At 57.4% G+C, this 1,081-nt stretch carries 1 protein-coding gene; it reads left to right on the top strand.

Annotation, left to right across the window (positions count from 1 at the left end):
• The first annotated feature begins 253 nt into the window (after positions 1-253).
• On the top strand, positions 254-1,018 hold the full coding sequence (locus tag AC1DRJ_RS29050) for a hypothetical protein (protein WP_477805164.1): 765 nt from the start codon (positions 254-256) through the stop codon (positions 1,016-1,018).
• Positions 1,019-1,081: the final 63 nt, after the last annotated feature.

The following is a 1,081-nucleotide window of genomic DNA, read 5'->3' as shown; positions in this document are numbered from 1 at the left end:
GTTCGACAGTGCACCGCGGTATATTAACTTCGGCATGTAGGAATATTCTGAATAACAGGAGATCCAACACTTAACTAGTTTGTTCTATTGACAGCTATTCAAGCTCGCTCTTATCTAGTCACCAACAGGCGTACTGCTTTGCACTTCAGCATTATTTAACGTTCAAATAACAAGCCGATTTATTGCTGGACAATGCACGCCTTTTGAACTTTCAGAAACGGAACTTCGCTGCAAGGCTTCAAGGAGAAACCCCATGACAAGCACATCCAATACATCCGAACTTGTGGCCCCGACCCTGGCGCAATCGCACAAGGCCGGCGTCAACATGATCTCGGCGGCTCATCTTATGATCGACGTGGCGCCCTACCCCGGGATGGACGCAGGCGACCTGATCGAACTGTTCTGGGACAACTGCTACGTGGCTTCCCACGTGCTGGACGCCGACGACGTCGGTGAAATGATCAGTTTGCGAGTGCCGGAAAGCTTCATTGCCAACGGTAGCGCACGCATCCATTACAAGGTCATGCAGGTTGGGCAAGGGCCCGCGTTGTCACCGGCGACGCATGTCCAGATCAAACTGGATTGCCCTGGCGGCCCGCCATCGGCCCAGTGCGGCGACGAAAACCAAAGCCTGGCGCCCGTGGGCATCCCCGAGACTATCCGCCGCCAAGGGGTCAACCCAAACCAGATCAAGCGCGGAGTGCCGTTGACCATCGAGCCTTACCTGAACATGGCCGTCGACGACGAAATCACCCTGCGCTGGGGCGATGTGCGCATGGACTTGCCCCGGCTCACGGCAAGCGAAGTGGGCCAGTCGATTCAGGTCTGGGTGCCGCCGGCGATCATTCTTGAAGCCGGCGAAGACCTGCGGCTGGAAGTGACGTATTGCATCCTCGATCGCGTGGGTAACAACTCGCGCTGGGCACCGCCGCGCTGGCTGAAGATTGGCTGCGCCAATCCGTACCTGAAGGTCCAGCCGAAGGAAATGCTGATGGCGGCTGAACCCCGCAAACGCTGAGATCCCTGTGGCATTGGGCGGACTCGATCCTGTAGCAGCTGGCGAAGCCTGCGTCCGACTGCG

Source organism: Pseudomonas sp. P5_B2 (assembly GCF_056400445.1).
Note: the sequence above shows the minus strand (reverse complement) of the source record. Positions and strands in the feature narration are given on the sequence as shown.